General features: G+C 66.2%; 25 protein-coding genes and 1 riboswitch. Of the genes, 8 read left to right on the forward strand and 17 right to left on the reverse strand.

All coding sequences use genetic code 11. The annotated features are described in order from the left end of the window. Positions 1-10: 10 nt before the first annotated feature. Positions 11-475, reverse strand: coding sequence for a pyridoxamine 5'-phosphate oxidase family protein (locus ASG86_RS13260; RefSeq protein ID WP_056334947.1), 465 nt, complete (start codon positions 473-475; stop codon positions 11-13). Between the two features lie 164 nt (positions 476-639). On the opposite strand from ASG86_RS13260, the gene ASG86_RS13265 reads away from it, so the two are divergent. Beyond that, on the forward strand, positions 640-1,623 hold the full coding sequence (locus ASG86_RS13265) for a S1C family serine protease (protein ID WP_056334949.1): 984 nt from the start codon (positions 640-642) through the stop codon (positions 1,621-1,623). A gap of 97 nt (positions 1,624-1,720) precedes the next feature. Here ASG86_RS13265 and ASG86_RS13270 read toward each other — a convergent pair whose 3' ends face one another. The 10 genes from ASG86_RS13270 to ASG86_RS13315 all read right to left on the reverse strand — a co-directional run bounded on the left by ASG86_RS13270 (position 1,721) and on the right by ASG86_RS13315 (position 10,205). After that, complete coding sequence (locus ASG86_RS13270) at positions 1,721-2,098, reverse strand: hypothetical protein (protein WP_056334952.1); 378 nt, start codon at positions 2,096-2,098, stop codon at positions 1,721-1,723. A gap of 62 nt (positions 2,099-2,160) precedes the next feature. Continuing rightward, positions 2,161-2,559: a fluoride efflux transporter FluC gene (locus tag ASG86_RS13275; protein ID WP_056334955.1), complete on the reverse strand. Its 399-nt coding sequence runs from the start codon at positions 2,557-2,559 to the stop codon at positions 2,161-2,163. Then, positions 2,556-2,957, reverse strand: a complete 402-nt coding sequence (locus ASG86_RS13280) for a fluoride efflux transporter FluC (RefSeq protein ID WP_056335536.1) — start codon at positions 2,955-2,957, stop codon at positions 2,556-2,558. Before ASG86_RS13280 ends, ASG86_RS13275 begins: the two co-directional genes overlap by 4 nt. A gap of 7 nt (positions 2,958-2,964) precedes the next feature. Next, positions 2,965-3,678 carry a metal-dependent transcriptional regulator gene (locus tag ASG86_RS13285; protein WP_056334958.1) on the reverse strand — a complete coding sequence of 238 codons (714 nt, stop codon included), beginning with the start codon at positions 3,676-3,678 and terminating at the stop codon, positions 2,965-2,967. 45 nt (positions 3,679-3,723) lie between these two features. Next, a complete protein-coding gene (locus ASG86_RS13290) occupies positions 3,724-4,482 on the reverse strand; it encodes a class I SAM-dependent methyltransferase (RefSeq protein WP_056334960.1) in 759 nt (252 codons plus the stop codon). A 101-nt stretch (positions 4,483-4,583) separates the two neighbouring features. Next, the gene (locus tag ASG86_RS13295; protein ID WP_056334963.1) at positions 4,584-6,002 is read right to left on the reverse strand and encodes an aminotransferase class V-fold PLP-dependent enzyme; all 1,419 of its coding nucleotides are present in this window, start codon (positions 6,000-6,002) and stop codon (positions 4,584-4,586) included. Positions 6,003-6,038: 36 nt separating this feature from the next. After that, positions 6,039-6,152, reverse strand: a riboswitch (SAM riboswitch). Between the two features lie 153 nt (positions 6,153-6,305). After that, entirely contained in the window at positions 6,306-7,118 is an 813-nt protein-coding gene (hisN, locus tag ASG86_RS13300) for a histidinol-phosphatase (RefSeq protein WP_056334967.1), read from the reverse strand. Between the two features lie 44 nt (positions 7,119-7,162). After that, positions 7,163-8,278, reverse strand: a complete 1,116-nt coding sequence (rsgA, locus tag ASG86_RS13305) for a ribosome small subunit-dependent GTPase A (RefSeq protein ID WP_056334969.1) — start codon at positions 8,276-8,278, stop codon at positions 7,163-7,165. Then, complete coding sequence (gene aroA / locus ASG86_RS13310) at positions 8,268-9,650, reverse strand: 3-phosphoshikimate 1-carboxyvinyltransferase (protein ID WP_056334972.1); 1,383 nt, start codon at positions 9,648-9,650, stop codon at positions 8,268-8,270. The genes rsgA and aroA overlap by 11 nt, the downstream gene beginning before the upstream one ends. 6 nt (positions 9,651-9,656) lie before the next feature. Next, positions 9,657-10,205: a DoxX family protein gene (locus tag ASG86_RS13315; protein WP_056334973.1), complete on the reverse strand. Its 549-nt coding sequence runs from the start codon at positions 10,203-10,205 to the stop codon at positions 9,657-9,659. A gap of 276 nt (positions 10,206-10,481) precedes the next feature. Here ASG86_RS13315 and ASG86_RS13320 point away from each other — a divergent pair, with 276 nt between their 5' ends. After that, positions 10,482-11,255 (forward strand): sigma-70 family RNA polymerase sigma factor, encoded by a 774-nt coding sequence (locus ASG86_RS13320; RefSeq protein WP_235565178.1) that lies wholly within the window; start codon positions 10,482-10,484, stop codon positions 11,253-11,255. Further along, entirely contained in the window at positions 11,252-11,512 is a 261-nt protein-coding gene (rsrA, locus tag ASG86_RS13325) for a mycothiol system anti-sigma-R factor (protein WP_056334975.1), read from the forward strand. Before ASG86_RS13320 ends, rsrA begins: the two co-directional genes overlap by 4 nt. A 117-nt stretch (positions 11,513-11,629) precedes the next feature. On the opposite strand, the gene ASG86_RS21215 is transcribed toward rsrA, so the two are convergent. The 5 genes from ASG86_RS21215 to ASG86_RS13345 form a co-directional block, all read right to left on the reverse strand. Then, a complete protein-coding gene (locus ASG86_RS21215) occupies positions 11,630-11,704 on the reverse strand; it encodes a 50S ribosomal protein bL37 (protein ID WP_369299106.1) in 75 nt (24 codons plus the stop codon). Between the two features lie 121 nt (positions 11,705-11,825). After that, a complete protein-coding gene (locus tag ASG86_RS13330) occupies positions 11,826-12,287 on the reverse strand; it encodes a PadR family transcriptional regulator (protein ID WP_056334978.1) in 462 nt (153 codons plus the stop codon). Continuing rightward, positions 12,287-13,120, reverse strand: coding sequence for a DUF4097 family beta strand repeat-containing protein (locus ASG86_RS13335; protein ID WP_056334981.1), 834 nt, complete (start codon positions 13,118-13,120; stop codon positions 12,287-12,289). Before ASG86_RS13335 ends, ASG86_RS13330 begins: the two co-directional genes overlap by 1 nt. A gap of 82 nt (positions 13,121-13,202) precedes the next feature. Continuing rightward, on the reverse strand, positions 13,203-13,802 hold the full coding sequence (locus ASG86_RS13340) for a GDSL-type esterase/lipase family protein (protein ID WP_056334984.1): 600 nt from the start codon (positions 13,800-13,802) through the stop codon (positions 13,203-13,205). 155 nt (positions 13,803-13,957) lie between these two features. Beyond that, positions 13,958-17,767 carry a multifunctional oxoglutarate decarboxylase/oxoglutarate dehydrogenase thiamine pyrophosphate-binding subunit/dihydrolipoyllysine-residue succinyltransferase subunit gene (locus tag ASG86_RS13345; RefSeq protein WP_056334987.1) on the reverse strand — a complete coding sequence of 1,270 codons (3,810 nt, stop codon included), beginning with the start codon at positions 17,765-17,767 and terminating at the stop codon, positions 13,958-13,960. 596 nt (positions 17,768-18,363) lie between these two features. Here ASG86_RS13345 and ASG86_RS13350 point away from each other — a divergent pair. From ASG86_RS13350 to ASG86_RS13370, 5 genes are all read left to right on the forward strand, one after another. Then, complete coding sequence (locus ASG86_RS13350) at positions 18,364-19,698, forward strand: hemolysin family protein (RefSeq protein ID WP_056334989.1); 1,335 nt, start codon at positions 18,364-18,366, stop codon at positions 19,696-19,698. Then, positions 19,695-20,774, forward strand: a complete 1,080-nt coding sequence (locus tag ASG86_RS13355; protein WP_056334992.1) for a hemolysin family protein — start codon at positions 19,695-19,697, stop codon at positions 20,772-20,774. The genes ASG86_RS13350 and ASG86_RS13355 overlap by 4 nt, the downstream gene beginning before the upstream one ends. 67 nt (positions 20,775-20,841) lie before the next feature. Further along, positions 20,842-21,819, forward strand: coding sequence for a metal ABC transporter solute-binding protein, Zn/Mn family (locus ASG86_RS13360; protein ID WP_056334995.1), 978 nt, complete (start codon positions 20,842-20,844; stop codon positions 21,817-21,819). Further along, entirely contained in the window at positions 21,816-22,631 is an 816-nt protein-coding gene (locus tag ASG86_RS13365; protein ID WP_056334998.1) for a metal ABC transporter ATP-binding protein, read from the forward strand. Before ASG86_RS13360 ends, ASG86_RS13365 begins: the two co-directional genes overlap by 4 nt. Beyond that, a complete protein-coding gene (locus ASG86_RS13370; protein ID WP_056335001.1) occupies positions 22,631-23,515 on the forward strand; it encodes a metal ABC transporter permease in 885 nt (294 codons plus the stop codon). The genes ASG86_RS13365 and ASG86_RS13370 overlap by 1 nt, the downstream gene beginning before the upstream one ends. Here ASG86_RS13370 and ASG86_RS13375 read toward each other — a convergent pair. Continuing rightward, complete coding sequence (locus tag ASG86_RS13375; RefSeq protein WP_018768436.1) at positions 23,493-23,954, reverse strand: Fur family transcriptional regulator; 462 nt, start codon at positions 23,952-23,954, stop codon at positions 23,493-23,495. The two genes, ASG86_RS13370 and ASG86_RS13375, sit on opposite strands and share 23 nt — an antisense overlap. Positions 23,955-24,017: the final 63 nt, after the last annotated feature.

Consider the following 24,017-nt stretch of genomic DNA (forward strand, 5'->3'; position numbering starts at 1 on the left):
TCGGCGGCCGCTACAGCCAGTCGGCGGAGAAATCGACGGGCGGCCACCAGCGGGAACGCGGCGTGACCGGAAACCGGCGGCCGGTGACATCGGTGGGGGTAATGGCCACCAGGTGGTCCTTGATCCCCGGCTCCCAAGGTTCCCGGTCGGCGTCGCCGGCCGGAAGCCGCATGGTGGTCTCATCAAAGGGCCGCGGCCTGCCCTTGGCAACAACGCTCCAGACCTCCGTGGAATACGGATTGAGGCCGTCAACCTCCAGGGCGGCAATTCCGCCACCAAGCAGGGCGCGAAGCTTGGTCCCGGGTGCGGTGCGGAACACCAGAGTTTCTCCGGCGACGGAAAAGTTCACGGGGAAAATCTCGGGAATGTCACCGTTGATGACCGCCAACCGGCCGATATAGGAGGACCGAAGGTAGCGCCAGCATTCCTCGGCGTTCAGTATTTCTGTTTGAGACCCTGCGGGGGAGTCAGTCATGCTCCGATCCTAAAGCCTGCGACAGGTGCTGCCCACCGCAATGCCGGCGTTCACCCAAGGCGTAGCTGTTCCGGGAGTGGACCTGGCCCATCCATTGTTGTGTCCCATAAGGCCCGTAAAGGGCATGCCATTGCCGGAAGCGGCACCAAGGGCGGAGGTGCGTCATGGACCAGGCGCAGGAACCCATACCCACCGGGGACGATGACGTCCTGGACTCGTACTCGCAGACCGTCATGCGGGTGGCAGCAGCCGTTACGCCGCACGTGGCTGCGATCGAAATGACCGCAAAGAGGGGCAACGGCAGGGTCAGGGTGGGCGCGGGCTCGGCGGTGCTCTTCACGCAGGACGGCTACCTGCTCACCAATTCACACGTCGTGGCCGGCACCCGGCACGGTTTTGCCGCGTTCGGAGACGGCAGCCGGATGGACCTGGAGCTGGTGGGAGCCGACCCCCTGTCAGATCTCGCCGTGGTCCACGGTTCGCGGTCCAAGGTGCCGCCCGCCGAATTCGGCGCGGCAGAGACGCTGCGCGTGGGCCAGTTGGTGGTCGCCGTCGGAAATCCGCTGGGCCTGGCAGGTTCAGTCACCGCGGGCGTGGTCAGTGGCCTGGGCCGGGCCATCCCGGTCTGGTCGGGCGGCAACCGGCGGGTCATCGAGGACGTCATCCAGACAGATGCTGCCCTGAATCCCGGAAATTCCGGTGGAGCGCTGGCGGATACCCACGCCAGGATTGTCGGCATCAACACCGCAGTGGCCGGCGCCGGCCTGGGCCTTGCCATCCCGATCAACGCCACCACCCGCAGGATCATCTCCGCACTGTTGTCGGACGGGAGGGTGCGCCGCGCCTACCTGGGGCTTGTGAGCACCCCGATCCAGCTCAACCCGCGCGCCGTGATCCGCAGCGGACGGCGGGAAGGGCTGCGCATCGTGGAAGTGCTGCCCGGTTCGCCGGCCGACAAGGCAGGTCTTTCCGCAGGCGACATCATCGTCACCGCCGGAGGGCGGCCCGTGAGCAATGCCGAAAGCCTGCAGCGGCTCCTGTTTTCCGATGCCATCGGCGAGCCGCTCGATGTGGCCGTGCTGCGTGACGGTACCGAGCTGCACCTCACCGCTGTCCCGGAGGAAATGACGGGCAACGGCCCGGCATGATGCACGACGGCGGCCCGGCCGCTAGCAGGCATGTCACCGGGGCACATTGCCGGGGCAGTCATCGATCGCGTCCTCGGGCACGGCCACCGGGGCGGGCTTAAGGGCTGACCGGAGGCGCTTGCACGTCCGCGATGCCCACGAAACGCGTCCCCACGCCGTCGTACTCGCTGCGGACGCAGCCGGGACGGACGGCGGGAACATCGGCGGGCGCATGGTGACTGCACACCACGTAGGTGAAGTCCGGCCACCACTTCTTGGGCCGGGCCGCCTCCTCATAACCGCAGACCGCGCATTCCAGGTGCACCCACACCGGCCGCTTGCCCGTCCGGTTGGCGCGCGACTGCACCAGCCAAGGCGGAGGATTGTCCAGGATGCCACGGAGTTCGGCCTCCGTCATCCACTTCGGCAGGCCGTGGCGCTGCGCCATTTCAAGGGGAACATCAAGGGTTATTGCGGCGTCGCGTCTGCTGATCATCACCTTCCACCATACGGGAGGCCGCCAAATCGCCGGCCGGAACGCCGCCGGAAACAGTGTCCCTAGGCGGCCAGCGCAATCCCCGCGGCCGCGGCAGCAAAGCCGAAGCCCAGGTTGACCGCCACGTTCAGGGCAGCGGAGCCGAACCGGGCTTCGCTGAGCAGGCGGATGGTGGCGGTGGTCCACGAGCTGAAGGTGGTGAGCCCGCCGGCCAGTCCCGTAGCCAGGCCAACCTGCCATTCCGCGCCCAGTCCCAGCCTGGCAGTCAGCCCATGTGCCAGGCCGATGATGAAGCACCCCGCAACGTTGACCACCAGCGTGGCCCAGGGCCAGTGCAGTGCCGCATGGCCAGCGGTGCGGACGCTGCGGATGCTGCTGTGGTGCGCGAACCAGCTGTCGATTGCGAACCGCAGGAGTGCCCCGGCCACGCCAAAGACTCCCACCAGGGCTGCCGTGATCATTGCAGTCCGAGGTTCCGGGCAATAAGCCTTCCGGAACGCCAGCCCAGGCCGGCAGCCGCCAGGCCGAGCCCCAGTGACAATCCCAGATACAGAATCCATTCGGGGTGCGCACCTGCTCGGGCCAACTGGTCCGAGGCGAAAATCACCGCTGAAAACGTGGTGAAGGAGCCCAGCAGGCCCGGCCCTATCCCGGCCCGCAGCCAGAACGTCGTATGCGGGCGTGACATCCAGACGGTGGTCAGCGCCGCGAGGGCGAAACTGCCGCTGATGTTGATGGCCAGCGTGGCCCATGGGACCGAGCCGGGCACGTCCGGAAACGCCAGCCCCAGCCCGTAGCGCAGCTCACTGCCGGCCAGCCCGCCGACGGCGACAGCCAGCCAGGCGCGGCCGGTGGGCATCGCCACGTCAGAGTCCGTCCAGGGTGCAGCCGGCGTGCGGGGCGTCGCTGGAGACCCACAGCGCGGAGGCGATTTCGTCGGCGAGGTCGAACTCGCGGGCGCCGGCCGGACCGCTGATCCGCACCACCAGGGCGCCGCCGAAGGGCCGGCGTCCCACCACCTCCACATCGGCGTCGAGGTCGATGTCCTGGGCGGCAAGGTAGCGCAGCAGCTCCGGGTTGTCGTCGCTGATCCTGGTAATCCTGCCGGCATGCCCCTGGTCCAGTTCGGCGAGAAGGTGCGCGCGCGGCATCAGCACCTTCCCGTCGGCAGTGGGAATGGGGTCGCCGTGCGGGTCACGCTTTGGATTGCCGAGCTTGGCGGCCACCCGTTCGATGAACGTGTCAGACACGGCGTGTTCGAGTTGTTCAGCCTCATCATGGACTTCGTCCCAGCTATAGCCGAGCCGCTGGACAAGGTACGTCTCGATCAGCCGGTGGCGCCGGACCATGGACAGGGCCAGCCGCAGGCCGGCCTCGGTCAGCGTGACGGCGCTGTAGGGCTTGTGGTCCACCAGGCCCTGGTCCTTCAGCTTGCGGACCATCTCGGACACTGAGGAATTGGCCACCCCCAGCCGCTGTGCAAGCTGGGTGGACGTGATTGGCTTGTCCTGCCATTCGGTGAACGAATAGATGACCTTGACGTAATCCTCGATCGAGGAGGAGGGCGCGCTGGTCTTCACACGGTCAAGCCTACCGGCTCCGGGGGCGCCGCATGGGATGCGCCGTCATGCTTTGGCGGCCCGCCAGGCCAGGGTGAGGTAGGGGAGGGCAATTTCCTGGTCAGGGGTATAGGCCAGGTGTTCGTGCAGGTACCAGTCCAGGTTGGCCAGGACTTTGGCACGGGTTGCCTCGCCGGCCCGGAGGTAGTAGCTGCGGGACTTGGTGAGTTCCATCAGGTCCGTGGTGGTCACCGTGTCCTGCCAGTGGGTGACGTGCCCTTCGAGGCCTCGGAATTCGGGTCCGACGACGGGTTTGTGGCCGGGCCGGTACACGTCGCCCGCGTGCATGATCCGGGAGAGCCGGTGCACCCAGGGGACAGAGGTGTCCAGCTGGTTCCAGACCAGGGCCAGGGTTCCGTGCAGGCGCAGGACGCGGGCCAGCTCAGTGCTTGCCGCGAGGGCGTCGCACCAGTGCCACGCCTGGGCAACGGTGACGACGTCGAAGCGGGCGTCGGGCAGGCCTGTCGCCTCGGCAGTCCCCGGCACGGCCGTGGCGGCCGGGTAGTGTTCCATGAGCTGGGCGAGCATGTCCGCGGAGGGGTCCACGGCGGTGACATGCAGTCCCATGTCCAGCAGCAAGGCGGTGAACTTTCCGGTGCCGGCGCCCACGTCGAGGGCATCATGGGCATCCGTGGGCACCAGCCACCGGGCTGCCTCTTCCGGGTAGCCGGGGCGGACGCGCTGGTAGTGCCTGCCGCCGTCCTGGAAGCTCTGCCCGAGTTCCCTGCGCCGCCCGTGATCAAGCTTGGGGCCACCCCGAACCACGCGTGGCCTCCTTCACCTGACGTCCTGCGGTACCTTTCGAATTTACCGCATCCTCCTGGCCGCCGGATCGATTGCCTGGACGGCAGGGGTTGGGCAGGGTGTCAGTCGTCGATGCAGGGCGCGGCGCCGGCGGTGCCCGGGGTGTTGGGTGCCCAGTGCGGGTAGGTGCGGGTGTCATTGGCGGGCACCCAGCGGCCCGCGTCCACCACGTAGTCCCAGCCCAGCCCGTTGCTCCGCAGGGCACGGATGCCGGCCAGCAGGCGTTCGGCGTCCTCCAGGCGTGAACCGACACCGAAGCTGGCGCGGAGGGAACCGGACGGCAGGCCCAGTCGCTTCAGCAGCGGGTGCGCGCAGAAGCGGCCGTCCCGCAGTCCCACGCCGTGCTCTGCCGAGAGGTACGCCGCCACCAGTCCTGCGTCGTAGCCCTCAACGGAGAAGTTGACCACGCCGATGGTGTCCGTTTCCGGGTTGGTGTCCTTGAAGATCTGGTGGACGGTGACGCCGTCGATCTCCTGCAGGCCCTCCACCAGGAAGGAACGGATGGCGGACTCGTGGGCATGCCAGCGTTCCTGGTCCAGCCCGGCAATGACCTGGGTGGCGCGGGCCAGTGTGGCGGCTCCCAGGACGTTCGGTGAGCCCCCCTCATGGCGCGCCGGTCCAGTGGCCCAGCTGACGCCGTCGAGCCTGGCTTCCTTGACCGCGCCGCCGCCCGCGAGGTGCGGGACGCCGGTGTCCAGCCAGTCCGGGCGTCCCACCAGGACGCCGGCGCCGAAGGGCGCATACAGCTTGTGGCCGGAGAAGGCGAGGTAGTCGACGTCGTCCGCGCTGATATCCACGCGGCGGTGGGGGGCGAGCTGGGCGGCATCTACCACGATCCGTGCACCATGCTCATGGGCCAGCGCGGCCAGGGCGCGGATGGGCAGGATTTCGCCGGTGACGTTGGAGGCTCCGGTAACCGCGAGCAGGCTGACGCCGCCCTGGCTCAGCTCCGCGCGGACGGCGTCGATGGTTTCGGTGATGGTGTCGGCGGCAACGATGCTGCGGTGCGGGACGCCCTGCCACGGCAGGAGGTTGGCGTGGTGTTCGATGTCCAGGTAGAGCACCTCGCCGTCGTGCCGGCCATTGGTCACCGGCAGGCAACCGGCCAGCAGGTTCAGCGAATCGGTGGTGTTGCGGGTGAAGATGACCGAATCATCCGAGCGGCCGCCGACGAAATCCCTGACGATGCTGCGGGCGTTCTCATACACCGAGGTGCTGATCTGGGACGCGTATCCTGCCCCGCGGTGGACGCTCGCGTAGTAGGGGAGGATCTCGTTCAGGTAGGCCGACACCACGGACAGCGCCGGGGCGGAGGCGCCGTAATCGAGGTTGGCGTACCGCACGTGTCCGCCTGAAATCAGGGGTGCCTGGATTTCGGCGCCGGTGACGGCAGCGAGGGGCCGGCCGGCAGCGGCGTGGCGTCCGTCGGGGACGCTGGCTTCGGCAATGACGGGCTGGGGGGAGACGGTGGCAGTTGTCACAGAGACCTCACTTGATGACAGGACTCCGCCAGGGGGAATCCGCGCTTGCCGCATCCGCTCCGGACCGGCCTGGTCGTCACCCGGGGCACCCCACCGCGAATGGAGGGTTGCCGGCCAGCAAACCGGGGTTTTGCGCTGGCACTCGTGACCTGAATAAAAGCGTAGGACATGGGGCGGCCAGGATTGAAGCCGCGGCAATTGTTAAGGTGTTTATTACGTGCCGCCGAATAAACGACGCCGGACACTTCCCCAGGAAGGTGTCCGGCGTCGCATTATTCGCTTTTATGCGGAAAAGCGCATCAGTTACAGCAGATCATCCAGGTACGGGTTCAGGCGGTGCAGGACCTCCGAGTGCAGGATTGAGTTCGTGGCCAGGGCGTTTCCGCCGAACGGGCCGTCCTCGCCTTCCAGGGATGTGAACCGGCCGCCGGCCTCCACCACGATCGGCACCAGTGCGGCCATGTCATAGAGGTTCAGTTCCGGTTCGCAGGCGATGTCCACCGAGCCTTCGGCCACCATGCAGTACGACCAGAAATCGCCGTAGGCCCGGGTGCGCCAGACATCCTCGGTCAGGCCAAGGAACTCGTCCAGGTTTCCGCGTTCCTTCCACCCGCCCAGGCTGGAGTACGAGAGGGAGGCATCGGAAAGCTTCGACACGTCCGAGACGCGGAGCCGGGTGGCAGCGGCAAGGGACCTGCCCATGTACGCGCCCATGCCTTTCGCCGCCCACCAGCGCTTGCCAAGGGCCGGGGCGCTGACCACGCCCACCACCGGCTCACCCTCGTCCACGAGGGCGATCAGCGTGGCCCACACCGGAACGCCGCGGACAAAGTTCTTGGTCCCGTCAATGGGATCGATGATCCAGCGCCGCGAACCGTGGCCGGTGCTCCCGAATTCCTCGCCCAGGACGGCGTCGCGGGGGCGGGAACGGGAAAGCTGGCCGCGGATGGCTTCCTCGGCGGCCTTGTCCGCGTCGGTGACCGGCGTCAGGTCCGGCTTGGTCTCAACGTGGAGGTCCAGGGCCTTGAAGCGGCTCATGGTCTGGTCATCCACGGAGTCGGCCAGGACATGGGCCAGGCGCAGGTCATCGTTGTAGCTCGAAGCGGGTTGGATCATGGTTCCAAACTACCGTCTGCAAACGGTTCTGCCGGGAGAACGCGTCAGTTGACGCTGCCGAGCTCCTTGGTTTCCTGTGCTTCCATCCGTGGATCCGCACCCAGCAGCCGCCGCAGGGACGCCAGCCGGGCAGCCCCGGTGGGGCCTGCATGTCCGCCCGCCACCCAGTCGTCAAGGCCGCAGTCCACCGCGGCTGCCGTGTGCTTGCAGCCGCGTTCGCAGTTTTCGATGCCGGGGGAGAGGTCCGGGAAGGAGCGCAGGATCCGGTCCGGGTTCACGTGCGCCAGGCCGAAGGAGCGGATGCCGGGGGTGTCGATGATCCAGCTGCCGGGCGGCGCATCCGCCAGCCGCAAGGCAAGGGCGGAGGAGGATGTGTGGCGGCCGCGGCCGGTCACGGCGTTCACTCCGCCGGTGGCCCGCTCCGCGCCGGTCAGTGCGTTCACCATGGTGGACTTTCCGACACCTGAGTGCCCGAGCATCACGGTGACCTTGCCGTCCAGGTGGTCACGGAGGGCAGCCACCGCCGCGCTCTCCAGCCGCGCCGAGAGGCCGTCATCGGACCGGGCGTCGATGCCTGATGCCAGCGCATCGGCTGTCCGGCTGATGATGACCGGGAAGTCCAGGTGGGTGTAGTTGGAAAGGAGTTCCGCAGGGTCCTTGACGTCGGCCTTGGTGACCAGCAGGATGGGCTCGATCCCTGCGTCGTAGGCGGCCACCAGTGCGCGGTCGATGAATCCCGTGCGGGGCTCCGGGTTGGCCGCGGCCACCACGATCACCAGTTGGTCCGCGTTGGCCACCACCGCGCGCTCAATGGGGTCGGTGTCGTCGGCGCTGCGTCGCAGGAGGGTATGGCGGTCCTGGATCTTCACCAGCCGGGCCAGCGTGTCCGGTGCGCCGGACACGTCCCCCACCAGTGACACGAAATCGCCGGCAACCACTGGCGAGCGGCGCAGTTCCCGGGCGCGCGCCGCGATGACAACGCGCTCGTTCTCCGAGTCCTCGTCCACCACTGCGGTGTACCGGCCCCGGTCCACCGTGATGATCCGTCCGGTCACGGCGTCGTCATGGCTGGGGCGGTCCTTGGTGCGCGGCCGGGAACCCTTCTTGCTGGGACGGATGCGGACGTCCGATTCGTCCCAGGAACCAGTGCTACGCGCCACTGACGCGCCCTTCCGGTCCGGCTGCGGACCCCGCGTTCTGGGCCAGCATGCCGGCCCACAGCTGTGGGAAGTCCGGCATGGTCTTGGCAGTGGTGGCGATGTCCTCCACCTGGACGCCCTCCACCGCGAGTCCCAGGATGGCACCGGCCGTGGCCATGCGGTGGTCCGCGTAGCTATGCACGACGCCGCCGTGCAGCGGGGCGGGCCGGATCACCAGGCCGTCGCTGGTTTCCTCGGCGTCGCCGCCGAGCCGGTTGATCTCCGCCACCAGGGCCGCAAGCCGGTCCGTCTCGTGCCCCCTCAGGTGGGCGATCCCGCTGAGCCGGGAAGGTCCCGAGGCCAGGGCACACAAGGCTGCCACCGTCGGAGCCAGTTCACTGGTGTCCGCGAAGTCACCGCCCTTGATCTCCGGGCCGCCGGTGACGGTCAGGACGCCGTCAGCCAGGGTCACCGTGGCGCCCATGCTGGCCAGGATTCCGCGCCAAAGGTCTCCCACCTGCTGGGTTTCCGCCGGCCAGTTGGGAATCCGGACCGTCCCCCGCGAGGCAAGGGCCGCCGCAAGGAAGGGCCCGGCGTTGGACAGGTCCTGTTCGATCCGCTGGTCGAAGGCGCGGATGGGACCCGGCGCCACCACCCAGTGGTTGGGGACGGAATCGTCCACTGACACGCCGGCGCCGCGCAGGACGGCCACCGTCATGTTGATGTGGTCCAGGCTGGGCACCGGCTTGCCCACGTGTTCCAGGTGCAGGCCCTCGTCGAACCGCGCCCCCACCAGGAGGAGGGCGGAGACGAACTGCGAGGAGGCACTGGCGTCGATCACCAGATGCCCGCCGCGCACCGCGCCGGTGCCCTCCACCACGAAGGGGAGCGACGACGGCGCGCTGCCGTCCTCGGCGGATACGGCCACGCCCAGGGCCTTGAGGGCCTCGATGATGGTTCCCATGGGCCGCTTCCGGGCGTGGGGGTCGCCGTCGAACAGGCTGGTTCCATTGCGGAGTGCCGCCAGCGGCGGGACGAACCGCATGACGGTGCCGGCGAGTCCGCAGTCGATCCTGGTCACCGCTGCCGGCGCTGTCGCCGGCAGCGGTACCACCTCCAGGTCGGGACCGAAGGCGCCGTCCCCGGGCACTTCGGTGATGACGGCACCGAGCTGCCGGAGTGCGTCGACCATGAGCGCCGAGTCCCTCGAATGCAGGGGCGCGCGCAGCCGGGACGGGCCGTCCGCGAGGGCCGCCAGGACCAGGTACCTGTTGGTCAGGGATTTGGATCCGGGCACCGTCACGGTGGCGTCAATGGGCCGGGACGCAAAAGGCGCGGCCCAATTGTGGACAGGTGTTCCGGAGTCGTCCCGGGTGGCAGCTGCTGCGGTCATTCGTGCTTATGCTCCCGTGGCGTGTTCGACAGCGCGGCGCACGGCCTTGTCCGCCTTGTTCAGCTTCTTGGTGGTGGTTTTGCGGGCGTCGGCGGCCAGGTGCGAGGCATTCCTGCGGGCATCGGCCGCCAGGTGCTCGGCGCGCCAGGCCAGGCCGGGCTTGCCCGCGGTGTCCACGGAAGCGAGCAGGGCGCCGCCGCTCAGCGAGAGGTTCTTGAGCAGCTGGTTCCGGCGGCCTTCGCGCCCTTCCTTGCTGCTGATGTCCGCACTGCGCCACTCAACAAAGGTGTTCAGGAGCGAAATCACCGTCAACAGGCCGGCCGAGAGACGGGAGAACTTGCCAAGGCCGAACAGGACACCGGCACCCACCTGCGTCCCGCCGATAACCCGGGCAAGGGTCTTTTCATTCGCCTGGAACGGGAGCGCTGATGCGGCCTTGCGCAGCAGCGGTGAGAGCTGCTGTGCCGTGTCGTCGGCGTTCCTGAGCTTATCCAGTCCGGCAAGAACGAAACTGGAGGCAAGCATGGGCCGTGCGAGGGTGCGGACAAAGGGCATGGATTTCCTCCTGGATGGACGAGCCGCGGCGAGCGGCGGAGTCGGTCCTAGTCTTGCACTTTTGGGGAATATTTGCCCGTGGGAGCCGGTTATGGCAAAAGGGTCCGCGACAGGGGGCCCGACGATCATTCACCCGATACAGAGCGGAGTTGGCCCTTGGGGAAGGTGTTGGACGGAACCAGGCAGGCGGGCCCGGTGGCAGTGGACAAGCTGGCCTCGGAGCCCCGGGAGTACGGCATGCCCCGGGCAGGGAGCCTGACAGTAGACTTGAAGGCAATGAACACCCTGGATCCGGCCGTTGCGGCCATGTATGAGGCTACCCCCGGCGAAGTGAACGGGAAGGCCGGCTCCGCGCCTGTGCCTGCGGGAAAAGCAGGCGCTGATTCGGTGACCGCTGCTGCGGACACCGAGGACAGTACCCTGGACGTCTCCAAAGAGAGCGACGAACAACGCCGCCTTCGTTTTGAGCGGGACGCCATGCAGTACGTTGACCAGCTGTATTCCGCTGCCATGCGCATGGCGCGGAACCCGTCCGACGCCGAAGACCTGGTGCAGGAGGCCTACACCAAGGCGTTTTCGGCCTTCCACCAGTACAAGCCGGGTACAAACCTGAAAGCCTGGTTGTACCGGATCCTGACCAACACGTACATCAACCTCTACCGGAAGAGGCAGCGCGAGCCCCTGCAGTCCAACTCGGACAGCATTGAGGACTGGCAGCTGGCACGGGCGGAATCACACACCTCGAGCGGACTGCGTTCGGCCGAGGCAGAAGCGCTGGACCATCTTCCCGATTCGGACGTGAAGCGGGCGCTGCAGGATATTCCGGAGGAGTTCCGGCTGGCGGTCTACTTCGCCGACGTGGAGGGCTTCGCCTACAAGGAAATTTCAGACATCATGAATACGCCCATCGGCACTGTGATGTCCCGGCTCCACCGCGGCCGGCGAATGTTGCGGGACATGCTCGCGGAATACGCCGCCGAGCGGGGATTCAAAACGGCCGCGGACGCCACCGATGCGGCAGGAAGCAAAGCACAGGAGAACAGGAAATGAGCGACTGCCAGGGATTGGGCGATTGCGATGACACCCGGATGCAACGCATCTACGAATACCTTGACGGGGCACTGACCCGCGAGGACATTACGGAAATCAAGAACCACCTTGATGACTGCCCTGAGTGCACGGAGCAGTATGACCTGGAGTGCGTCATCCGCAACATGGTCAAGCGTTCCTGCACGGAGTCCGCTCCGGACAACCTGAAGAACGCCATCCTGGACAGGATCCACGCCATCCGTCCCGTGGAGGCATAGGTACAGCCATCCCTCGCACGGAGCGCGTGAGCGGATCAGGGCCGCAGACAGCAAAGGACCCCGGAAGCCGGTTGGCTTGCGGGGTCCTTTGCTTGAACCGTAGTTCCTGGCATGTGCCTAGGTGTTGGGGCGCTTCCCGTGGTTCGCGCCGCCACGCTTACGGTCACGACGCTTGCGTGCACGCTTGCTCATAGCTGGCCTCCTTACTGTTGGTACTCAAAAAGAGCTGCCCTCAAGTCTCGCACATGATGTGGCGGCCCGCGAACCGGGAAGGGGCGGATGACCTGCGGCAGCGCGGCAGGATGCGCCATGCCTAGGACTGGAGGGTGCTCCGGATGGCAGCGCGGGCCTCGTCCAGGGCTGCCCTGACGGTTTCCAGTGTGCCGGGGCTGATGGGACGGCGCATGCCCGGCTGCCGGAGGTCTGCGCACAACTCGTCGCGGAACTTCTGCACCATCAGTTCCACATCCAGTCTTTCCAGGGAGACCGCGATGTCATGCTCGACCCCCGCCACATCCTCCCGGCGCCGGTCCAGTTCGGCAAGGCCGGCGGCGGTGATGTAGTAGTTGGTGCGCCGCCCGGCCCGCTCGGTGGCCACCAGGCCGTCTTCCTCGAGCTTGCCCAAGCGGGGGTAGATGGTTCCGGCGCTGGGGGAGTAGGTCCCGCCAAACCGGTCCTTGAGCGCTTTGATGAGCTCATAGCCGTGCCTGGGCCCGCCTTCCAGCAGGGCCAGGAGGTAGAGGCGCAAGGCACCGTGTGCGAAGACGGGCGGCATCAGCCCTGTGCTTCCCCGTCACCGTCAACGGGTCCGGGAGAATGGACGATCGAAGTCCTGCCCGACACCGAATTGGTCCGGACGAGCATCAGTTGCCCGTCCGGTCCGGTAATGGTCTCCACTTTGCCATTGGCCAGGAGGCACTGCCGGCCGTCTAGGATCACCGCTCCACCGGCGGATTTTGCCACGATGTCGGCGCCGACGTCATGCGGCAGCACGATGGTGAGGTCCCCGGACACCGAGTTGGAGCCGAAGTCACGGGTAAAGCCGAGCAATTCGAAGTTGAGGTGGCCGCTCACGGTGTTGGTGCGGACATTGGTGAAGTGGCCGGAGGCGGTAACCGCTCCGGAGACACTCTTGGCGGTGAGCACGCCGTGGTGGTTCCTGACGTCCACGCTGCCGCTGATGGTGCTGACCTGCAGCTCGCCGGATGTGCTGTCCGCCACCACCGAACCTGACACGGTATTCAGCCTGACATGGGCGGAGATGCCCGAAATGATTCCCTCACCGCTGACGGTGCCTGCCTCGACCTCCACCCCTTGGGGAACGGCGATGGTGATGACAGCGGAATTCTCGCTGTTGTGGTTGACCGTCTTCATGAGGTTCTTGAACCAGCCCTGGGCACCGTGCAGCTGATGCCGCACTTCCAGCCTTCCGCTGTTGAGCGATACCGCCACCGGATCGCCGTGCACCTCGGCAAGCTCCAGCCGGACCCCGGGTCCGGTGTGCGTCACCATCTGGAACCTTCCCCGGACCATGCCCAGCTTCAGGGACGTCACGCCATCGATGTCCATCGTTTGCGGCTCTGTAACAGTCCAGTCCTGCCCGGTCATGGTCCCCTCCAAAAGACGATATATCGCGTTGGTCTCCAACGTAATGCCGCCGGAAGGTGTGGTCAAGGTATCCCGAAAGGGGTTACTGGGGCGCATCCAGGCGGAGCCACTGGAACCAGCCGCGGTGCAGCACCAGCCATGCCATGAGGCCATACCCCGCCTGGCCGGGCGTACCGCCGTTGGCCGCGAGGTCCTGGCGCCACTGTTCATGGTTCAGCAACGGCGAGAACGTGTCGACGTAGAGGTGCTTGCGGCGGGTGGTGACGTCAGCGAAGGCGGTGTTCAGTTCGTCAAGCCGCCGGTTCTGCGCTGGGTCAAGTGTGGGCGGCGGCCCCACAACGAAAACCTCGATCCGGTTCTGGGAGGCCGAGTCCAGGATGTTGGCCAGGTTCAGCCTGCTCCGTGCTGTGGAGAGGCCAAACTCGATGTCCCGTCCGGACAGGCCGATGACCAGCCTGTTCTCCGCCTGGGCGCTGAAGCGCCGGCCGGCTTCATCCAGCCACCGCGCGGCCAGCCCCTCCGTACCTTCCTGCGGACAGGGGAGGGAGTAGCTTTCCAGGAGCATGCCGTCCTGGGGAGTGCGGGCCAGGACGCGGCCCAGCCAGCCAAGCGCCCTGGGATCGCCCAGTCCGGCCAGCAGTTCGTCTCCTACAGCTGCGATCCGCAGCTTCCTGTCTTCCACGCGTTCCTCTTTACTTCGGTACGGGTTTGCTTCGGTACGGCCGCTGCATCGTCGCCGCCGCGGCTGCGGAGGTACGGGGCGGCGCTGTTCATCCATTAAACAGAACTGCCCGGCCGGAGTCTGGTATTTAGACTCCGGCCGGGCAGCCTTACTGCTTACTTCCGTGCAAATGCCTGCTTCAGCAGGACATCCTGTTCCGCGGCGTGCCGCTTCATGGAACCGGCAGCCGTGGAGGCGGATGCCGGCCGGGACACCAGGCGCACGCGGCGGTCGAGGATTTCCGGCAGGTTCAGGCCGATGAACGGCCAGGGGCCCTGGTTGGCAGGCTCATCCTGGGCCCAGACAACCTCGGCGTTGGGGTACTTGGCGAGTTCAGCCGCGATCTCCTCATGCGGCAGCGGGTAGAGCTGCTCCACGCGGATGATGGCGGTGGTCTTGTCGCCGGTCTTCTGCCGGGTGGACAGGAGATCGTAGTACAGGCGGCCGGACACCAGGAGGACGCGTTCGACGGCGGTCGCCGGCAGCTGCTCATGCTCACCGATGACGGGGCGGAAGGTGCCGTTGGTGAAATCCTCCACGGACGACGCGGCAGCCTTCAGGCGCAGCAGCTGCTTGGGCGTGAAGATGATCAGCGGCTTCCGCGGGCGGTTGTACGCCTGGCGGCGCAGCAGGTGGAAGTGCGAGGCCGCCGTGGTGGGGTTGGCCACGATCATGTTGTCTTCTGCACACAGCTGCAGGAAACGCTCGATCCTCGCCGAGGAGTGGTCAGGTCCCTGGCCTTCGTAGCCGTGCGGAAGCATCAGGACCAAGGAAGAACGCTGGCCCCACTTCTGCTCGGCAGAGGAGATGAATTCGTCGATGATGGTCTGCGCACCGTTGACGAAGTCGCCGAACTGGGCTTCCCAGAGGACCAGGGCGTCCGGGCGCTCCACGGAGTAGCCGTACTCGAAGCCCATGGCAGCGTATTCGGACAGCAGCGAGTCGTAGATCCACAGCTTGGCCTGGTCGTCGGAAAGGTTGCCCAGCGGCAGCCATTCCTTGCCATTGGCGCGGTCGTGGAAGACAGCGTGGCGCTGCACGAACGTGCCGCGGCGCGAGTCCTGGCCGGCGAGGCGTACGGGCACGCCTTCCATGATCAGGGAGCCGAACGCCGCGATTTCGCCGAAGCCCCAGTCGATGCCGCCCTGGCGGGACATCTGCTCGCGCTTCTCCAGCAGCTGCTTCAGCTTCGGGTGGACCGTGAAGCCCTCGGGGATCTCGACGTGTGCCTTGCCGATCCGGGCCAGGGTCTCGGCGCTGATGGCCGTGGAGGCCGGAGCGCTGACGCTGGAATCGGACTGCTGTGCCATGGGCCGCTCGATATCGGACACGGCGGCGGAATCCGCGGTGACGATCGGGATCGGGGAAGTCTGGGCGGCGTGGGTCTCGGCAAAGACCCGCTCCAGCCGTTCCTGGTAGTCGCGGAGCAGCTGCTCGGCTTCTTCCTCGGTGATATCCCCACGGCCGATCAGCGACTCGGTGTACAGCTTGCGGACGGAGCGCTTGGCCTCGATCAGGTTGTACATCAGCGGCTGGGTCATCGAGGGGTCGTCGCCCTCGTTGTGGCCACGGCGGCGGTAGCACACCATGTCGATGACGACGTCCTTGTGGAAGCGCTGGCGGAATTCGTAGGCAAGCTGGCCAATGCGGACAACGGCCTCGGGGTCGTCGCCGTTCACGTGGAAGACCGGTGCCTGGATCATCTTGGCAACGTCGGTGGAGTACGTGGACGAGCGCGATGACGAAGGGGCGGTGGTGAAGCCGACCTGGTTGTTGACCACGATGTGGATGGTTCCGCCGGTGCGGTAGCCGCGCAGCTGGGAAAGGTTGAGCGTTTCCGCCACCACGCCCTGGCCGGCGAAGGCAGCGTCGCCGTGGACCATGATGGGCAGGACGGGGAACGATTGGCCCTGGTCCAGCCGGTCCTGCTTGGCCCTGACAATGCCTTCGAGGACGGAGTCCACGGCTTCCAGGTGGGACGGGTTGGCGGCGAGGTAGACCTTGGTCTCCTTGCCGTTGTCCGACGTGAACGTGCCCTCGGTGCCCAGGTGGTACTTGACGTCACCGGAGCCCTGGACGGAGCGCGGATCCTGCGTGCCTTCGAATTCCCGGAAGACCTGGGCGTAGGTCTTGCCGGCGATGTTGGTCAGGACGTTGAGCCGGCCGCGGTGGGCCATGCCGATGGCAACTTCGTCCAGGCCGTCGTCGGCGGCATCGGACATGATGGCGTCCAGCAGCGGGATCAGGGACTCGCCGCCTTCCAGCGAGAAGCGCTTCTGCCCAACGAACTTGGTCTGCAGGAAGGTCTCGAAGGCCTCGGCCGCGTTCAGCTTGGAGACAATGCGCAGCTGCTCTTCACGGCTTGGCTTGGAGTAGGGGTGCTCCAGCTGGTCCTGGAACCATTTGCGCTCGGCAGGCTCCTGGATGTGCATGTATTCGATGCCGGTGGTGCGGCAGTAGGCGTCGCGCAGGACTCCGAGGATGTCGCGGAACTTCAGCATCGGCTTGCCGCCGAAGCCGCCCGTGGGCCATTCGCGGTCCAGGTCCCAGAGGGTCAGCCCGTAGGTGAGGACGTCGAGATCCGGGTGCTTGCGCTGGACGTACTCCAGCGGATCGGTATCCGCCATGAGGTGTCCGCGCACGCGGAAGGAGTGGATCAGCTGCTGGATCCGGGCCACCTTGTTGATCTCATCGGCCGGATCCACCTGCAGGTCCGGGCTCCAGCGCACGGGCTCGTAGGGGATGCGCAGGGCTTCGAAGATCTCGTCGTAGAAGTTCTGCGCACCGAGCAGCAGCTGGTGCACCAGCTTGAGGAACTCGCCGCTGCCGGCGCCCTGGATGACGCGGTGGTCGTAGGTCGAGGTCAGGGTGAGGACCTTGCTGATGGCGTTCTGCGCGATGATCTTTTCGCTGGCGCCCTGGAACTCGGCGGGGTAGTCAAGCGCGCCGACGCCGATGATGGCGGCCTGGCCCTTGGACAGGCGCGGCACCGAGTGCACGGTGCCGATGCCGCCGGGGTTGGTCAGGGACACGGTGGTGCCCTGGTGGTCCTCGGCGGTGAGCTTGCCGTTGCGGGCGCGCTTGATGAGGTCCTCGTACGTGTGCCAGAACTCGGCGAAATTGAGGGTCTCTGCCTTCTTGATGTTCGGGACCATGAGCAGGCGGGTGCCGTCGGGCTTGGGCATGTCGATGGCGATGCCGAAGTTGACGTGTGCCGGCTGGACTGCGACGGGCTTGCCGTCCACCTCGTCGTAGTAGACGTTCATCGACGGGAACTGGGACAGCGCGCGGATCACTGCATAGCCAATGAGGTGCGTGAAGGAAACCTTGCCGCCGCGGGCGCGGGCGAGGTTGGAGTTGATGACCACGCGGTTGTCGATCAGCAGCTTGGCGGGAATCGCGCGGACGCTGGTTGCGGTGGGCACCTCAAGGCTGGTGACCATGTTGGTGGCGATGGCCTTGGCCGGTCCGCGGAGGACGGAGACGACGTCCTCCTCCGGCGCGGTGGGAGCCTTGACGTTCTTGGGCAGCTGCGCAGGAATTGGCTGCGAGCCGGTTCCTGCTTCGGTCTTCTTGCCGCCGTCGCGTGCTTCCGTGGCGGGGGCCTTCTTTACAGGTGCCGGGGCCGCTGCCGGAGCGGCAGGCGCCGGGGCGGCCGGGGGAGCGGCAGGGGCTGCGGCCGGCGACGGTGCCGACGCAGCGGGTGCCGGCTTCACCACGGGAAGTTCCCGGGTGGGAGGGTTGGCAGCATGAGCGGAATTCCCGTTGTTGGAAGAACCGTTACCCGAGTCGAAGGATTCAAACAGCGGCCACCATTTGGCGTCCACAGCGTTCTTGTCCTTTTGGTACTGCTCGTACAGTTCGTCAACGAGCCACTCGTTCCCGCCAAATTCCTCTGGTAGACGGTGGCTTGGCTGCTCTGGCACTTGAAATACGCCTCTTCCATGAGTTTGATTTCTCTTTGGCCCCCCGGTGCTTCAGCACTGCGATCGAACCAGTCTCTGCGTCCTCTGAACCCAGACCCTTTGCAAGTCTAGTGAGCATCTTGTGTTAACTGCCAATAAGGGTGACCCAAATCATGAAGTGACGTTCGCGGGGCTAAATGCAGGGCTAAAAAAGCATCCCAATATGAACTCGGGGACGGTAGTTCCGGGGCGACGTCCATGCCTTACCGGCAGCCCCGGGGAGCGCTTGGGGACCGGAAAACGTCCCGGTCCCGGACACCCTGCCGCGCATCAGGGGAGGGGGCCGCTCCTGTAGACTGATAAGTCTTATGGACAGTAAATCTAGGTGCCGGCCTGGGCGCTGTCAGCGGAGCTCCACGAGAAGCGCCGCGCAGTCCGCCCCCAGAGCCGGCAAACCCCGACAACGCGCCCATCACCAGCCAACGGCCCAGCTTGCCGCGGCCTGCACGGAACGGTCATCGCGATCCGCCGACCATCCTCCGCCGGGCCGAAACAGCTTTTCCCCTCTCCCTTTGACTGCCCTTAGGCCCCTTTCGGCACTCCAGGCGGGATGCTGAATGGAGTGGCTCCTCCTGGCAGCAGGCTTGCTGCTGATCGCCGGCACCGGATTCTTCGTTGCCGTCGAGTTCTCCCTCATCGCCCTCGATCAATCCACTGTCCAGCGCGCCATTGACGACGGCGATGCCGGCGCCGCTCCTTTGCTCGCCTGCCTTAAGTCGCTGTCAACGCAGCTCTCAAGCTGCCAGCTGGGCATCACCTTGACCACGCTGCTCACCGGGTATGTCATGGAACCCTCGGTAGGCCACCTGCTCGAGGCGCCGCTGGCCGCCGTCGGACTTCCGGCCGTGGCGGTGCAGTCCATCTCGCTGGTCCTGGCGATGGTGGTGGCGACACTGCTGTCCATGCTCCTGGGCGAACTGGTGCCCAAGAACATGGCAATTGCGCTGGCGTTTCCCGTGGGCCGGGCACTTGCCGGGCCACAGCTGGTTTTCACGGCCATCTTCAAGCCCGCCATCCTGGTCCTCAACGGCTTTTCCAACAAGGTCCTGCACATCTTCGGGCTGGAAGCCAAGGAGGAAATCTCCGGAGCGCGGACTCCTGCAGAGCTTGCCTCGCTGGTCCGCAGGTCTGCGGCGATGGGGACGCTCGACGCCGGAACCGCCAACTTCATCGCCCGCACCCTTAATTTCTCGACCCGGACGGCCGCTGACGTCATGACGCCGCGCATCCGGCTTGAGACGATCGACGCGGACCAGCCGGTCTCCGATGTGGTCGATGCAGCACGGAGGACCGGATACTCCCGGTTCCCCGTCATAGGTGATTCCGCCGATGACATCCGTGGCCTGGTGCATGTCAAGAAGGCCGTTGCTGTGCCGTGGGAACGGCGCCGCAACCTTGAAGCCGGTGCCATTATGACCGAGGTGCTGCGGGTGCCCGAGACCATCCATCTTGATGCCCTGCTGGCCGAGCTGAGGGAGGGAAACCTCCAGCTGGCAGTCGTGCTCGATGAATACGGCGGCACGGCAGGCATCGCCACCCTCGAGGACCTCGTGGAGGAAATCGTGGGCGAGGTGGCGGACGAACACGACAGGGTCCGTCCCGGACTCCTGCAAAGCGCCTCCGGCGACTGGTACTTCCCCGGACTCCTCCGCCCGGATGAGTTGTCAGAACAGATTCCGGGATTGAGTGTTCCGGATGAAGCAGCCTACGAGACCGTGGGTGGCTATGTCATGAGCAAGCTCGGCAGGATCGCCGTGGTGGGTGACGCCGTCGACGTGGGCGGCGGAACCCTGAGCGTCACCAGGATGGACGGCCGCAGGATCGACCGCATCTGCTTCCACCCCACGGAACAACCCGCCGCGCAGGACGCCAATGACAGGAGCAAGCCATGAGCGACTGGGCCGGAATACTCTGGCTGGGCTTCCTCCTTCTGGGCAACGCCTTTTTCGTGGGCGCTGAATTCGCCATCATGTCCGCGCGGCGGAGCCAGATCGAGCCTTTGGCCGATGCCGGGTCCAAGCGCGCCCAGACCACCCTGCGCGCCATGGAGAACGTGTCGTTGATGCTGGCCTGCGCGCAGCTGGGCATCACCGTGTGTTCGCTGCTGATCCTGCTGGTGGCCGAGCCGGCAATCCACCACCTGCTTGCCGCCCCCATGGAGGCGGTGGGCCTGCCGGCGGAAGCCGCGGACGTTGCGGCCTTCGCCGTTGCCCTGATGCTGGTGACCTTCCTGCACGTCACCTTCGGCGAGATGGTGCCCAAGAACATTTCGGTGTCCGTGGCGGACAAGGCGGCACTGGTCCTGGCCCCGCCCCTGCTGTTCATCTCGCGGCTGGTCCACCCGGTGATTTCCGTCCTCAACTGGTCGGCCAACCACATCCTCAAACTGATGCGGATCGAGCCAAAGGACGAGGTGACGTCCTCCTTCACCCTGGAGGAGGTTCAGTCGATCGTCCAGGAGTCCACACGCCACGGGCTGGTGGACGACGACGCCGGGCTTATCACCGGTGCGCTCGAGTTCTCGGAGCACACGGCGGAGGACATCATGGTGCCGCTCGAAAACCTGGTCATGCTGGGGGCCTCCACCACTCCGGTGGAGTTTGAAAAAACCGTCAGCCGTACGGGGTTCTCGCGGTTTCCCATGCTGGATGACGAGGACATGCTCTACGGCTACCTCCACGTCAAGGATGTGCTGTCCATTCCGGAGTCTGCCTACGAATTGCCGATTGCCGAGAGCCGCATCCGGTCGCTGGCCAACCTGGCGCTGGGGGACGAGATCGAAAAGGCGATGTCCGTCATGCAGCGAACGGGATCCCACTTGGCCCGCGTGATTGGCCCGGACGGCAGGACCCGGGGGGTGCTCTTCCTGGAGGACGTCATTGAACAGCTCGTCGGCGAAATCCGCGATGCGACGCAGGCCACCGGGATCCGGCGCCTGGGTCAGCCGAACGGCAGCGGACCTAAATAGGAATCATTCGCATTTAGGTATAGGCTTGCACTGTCGTCCTCCCCATCTGCATGAACTGAGGTTTTCCGTGCGCCGTACAGCCGCCGCCAGCTCTTTCCTTGCCGCCCTGACCGGACTCGGGCTGTTGCTGACTGCCTGCAGCCCGCAACAGTCCGGGACGCCGGCTTCCGCGCAGGGGATCAACGTCGTGGCCTCAACCAATGTCTACGGCGACATCGCCAGGACCATAGGCGGGGACAAGGTCAACGTCACCGCGATCATCAACAGCGCCGGCCAGGATCCGCACTCCTACGAGGCAACCGCGCAGGACCGCCTGACCGTCTCCAAAGCGCAACTGGTCATCGAAAACGGCGGCGGCTACGACGATTTCCTCCATACCCTCGTGGAGAGCAGCAAGCTCGGCAGCGGCTCCGTGCTGACCGCCGTCGAAATCTCCGGCCTTGCCCACCCGGAAGAGGAGGCACCGGCGGCAACCCCGCCCGCGGCGGAGGGGCAGGACGGGCACGACCACGGCGACTTCAACGAGCACGTCTGGTACAGCCTGCCGGCCATGGAACGCGTGGCCGACAGTGTGGCGGAGAAACTCGGCATGCTGGATCCTGGTTCCGCTGCCACATTCACTGCCAATGCCGACGCCTTCAAGTCTTCCCTCTCCGGACTGCACAGCAAGCTGGAGGCCGCGAAAGGCGCGGCGGCCGGAGGCCAGGTTGCGGTCACCGAGCCCGTCCCGCTGTACCTGCTCGAAGATGCGGGCCTGGAGAACGCCACGCCGGAGCAGTACACTGCCGCGATCGAGGAGGGCACGGACGTGCCTCCCGCCGCCATGAAGGAAGCCACCGACGTGGTGGAGTCCAGGACGGTGCGGCTGCTGGCCTACAACGCGCAGACCGAAGGCCCGCAGACGGAAACACTGAAGAAAGCGGCCGAAGCTGCAGGCGTTCCGGTGGTGGACTTCACCGAAACCCTGCCGGAGGGCAAGACCTACCTGCAGTGGATGACGGACAATGTGAACAACGTCAGCAAAATTCTGGAGTCAAACAGGTGAAATCCGTCGTCAGCCTCGAAGGGGCGTGCCTCAAGTTCGGTCAGCGCACGCTCTGGGAGGACCTGGACCTGGAGATCAGGCCCGGTGAGTTCTTCGCCGTGCTGGGTCCCAACGGCAGCGGCAAAACCAGTTTCCTGAAAGTCCTCCTGGGCCTGCAGAAGCTGCACTCCGGAAAGGCGTCCCTGGGCGGACGGCCCGTGGAACGCGGCAGCAGCCTGATTGGCTACATTCCCCAGCAAAAGTCCTTTCCGCAGGACACACCCATGCGTGCCCGCGACCTGGTAGCGCTGGGCGTCGATGGGCACCGCTGGGGCGTCCGGCTGTCGGCGGGCAGGACAAACCGGAGGGTGGACCAGCTCCTGGAGCTGGTGGGCGCCTCCGACTACGCCAAGGTTCCGGTTGGCCAGCTCTCCGGCGGCGAACAGCAGCGGCTGCGGGTGGCGCAGGCGCTGGCGACGGACCCCCAGGTCCTGCTCTGCGACGAACCGCTGCTGTCCCTTGACCTGCACCACCAGCAGGCAGTCAGCGCCCTGATCAACAAACAAAGCCGTGAGCACAACAGCGCTGTTGTCTTCGTTACCCACGAAATCAACCCCATCATCGACTACGTCGACCGGGTCCTGTACCTGGCAGGGGGACGGTTCCGGGTGGGGACACCGGAAGAGGTCATGACCACTGAAGTGCTCTCCGACCTGTACGGCACCCAGGTAGAGGTGATCCACGCCAACGGGCGGATCGTCGTCGTTGGCCTGCCCGACGCCACCACCCACCACCACGCCGAGGCCGACGCCCTGGCAGGGGAGGCCGCGTAGTGGACGCCGACAGCATCCTCGGGGCCATCTTCAACTTCGACAACTACGGCGAACTGCTGGTGCTGGTCCAGAACTCCATCTGGGCGGGCGCCATCCTGGGGCTCCTTGGCGGCCTGGTGGGCACATTCGTCATGAAGCGGGACCTTGCCTTCGCGGTCCACGGCATTTCCGAACTTTCCTTCGCGGGGGCCGCCTTCGCCCTGCTGGTCGGCACGGACGTGGTGTTCGGCTCGCTCATCGGATCAGTGGCCGCAGCACTGCTGCTGGGCCTGATGGGAGTCAGGGCCAGGGACAGGAACTCCACCATCGGCGTGATCATGCCGTTCGGCCTGGGCCTCGGAATCCTGTTCCTGTCCCTGTACCAAGGCCGCGCTGCGAACAAGTTCGGGCTCCTCACGGGGCAGATCGTCTCCGTGGATACCGTCCAGCTCCAGGCCCTCGCCGGGACCGCCGTCGTGGTGATGCTCGTGCTGCTGGCCATCTGGCGGCCGCTGAACTTCGCCAGCGTGGATCCCGAGCTCGCCGAGGCGCGGGGAGTCCCGGTCCGCACGCTGGGAATCGTGTTCATGCTGGTCCTGGGCGTCAGTGTGGCGTTGTCCATCCAGGTGGTTGGCGCCCTGCTGGTGCTTGCCCTGCTGATTACGCCTGCCGCCGCGGCGCTGCGGGTCACGTCCACGCCGGTAGCGGCAGTGGTCCTCAGCGTCGTCTTCGCGGTGAGTGCAACCGTGGGCGGAATCCTGCTGGCATTGGGCGGACGGATTCCCATCAGCCCCTACGTCACCACGCTGTCATTCCTGATCTACGTCGTGTGCCGCGCCATCAGCTCGGTGCGCGACGCCCGCGGCATCAACGGGCGGGTCCTTACAGCTTCCCGGCGGCCTTAAGGGCGGTGCAGTCCGGGCACAGGCCAAAGATCTCCACCGTGTGGTCCACCTCGGTGAACCCATGCTCGGCGGCCGTGCGCACTGCCCACGTTTCAACAGCGGGTGCTTCCACTTCCACCGCCTTCCCGCAATTCCTGCACAGCAGGTGGTGATGGTGGGCAGTGACGGCGCAGCGCCGGTACACCGCCTCGCCGTCGCCGTTGCGGAGCACATCCACCAGCCCTTCGTCGGCGAGCGACTGCAGGATCCGGTAGGCAGTGGCCAGTGACACGGACACGCCCTGGTTCTGCAGGATCCGGTACAGCTCCTGCGTGCTGACGAAGTCGTCCAGGTGGTCCAGCGCCGCACTGACGGCCTTGCGCTGCTTGGTTACGCGCTGTTCCCTGCCGCCTCCTGCCGGGGATGGGGCGGCGGAATCAGCCTTGACGCCGATCGGCATGGACGAACTCGCTTCCGTGGGGGGCAAACACCAAGATTACCAGCCGGAGCTTCAAGGGCAGGG

This window comes from Arthrobacter sp. Soil764, from assembly GCF_001428075.1.
In the GTDB taxonomy this organism is placed as follows: Bacteria; Actinomycetota; Actinomycetes; order Actinomycetales; family Micrococcaceae; genus Arthrobacter.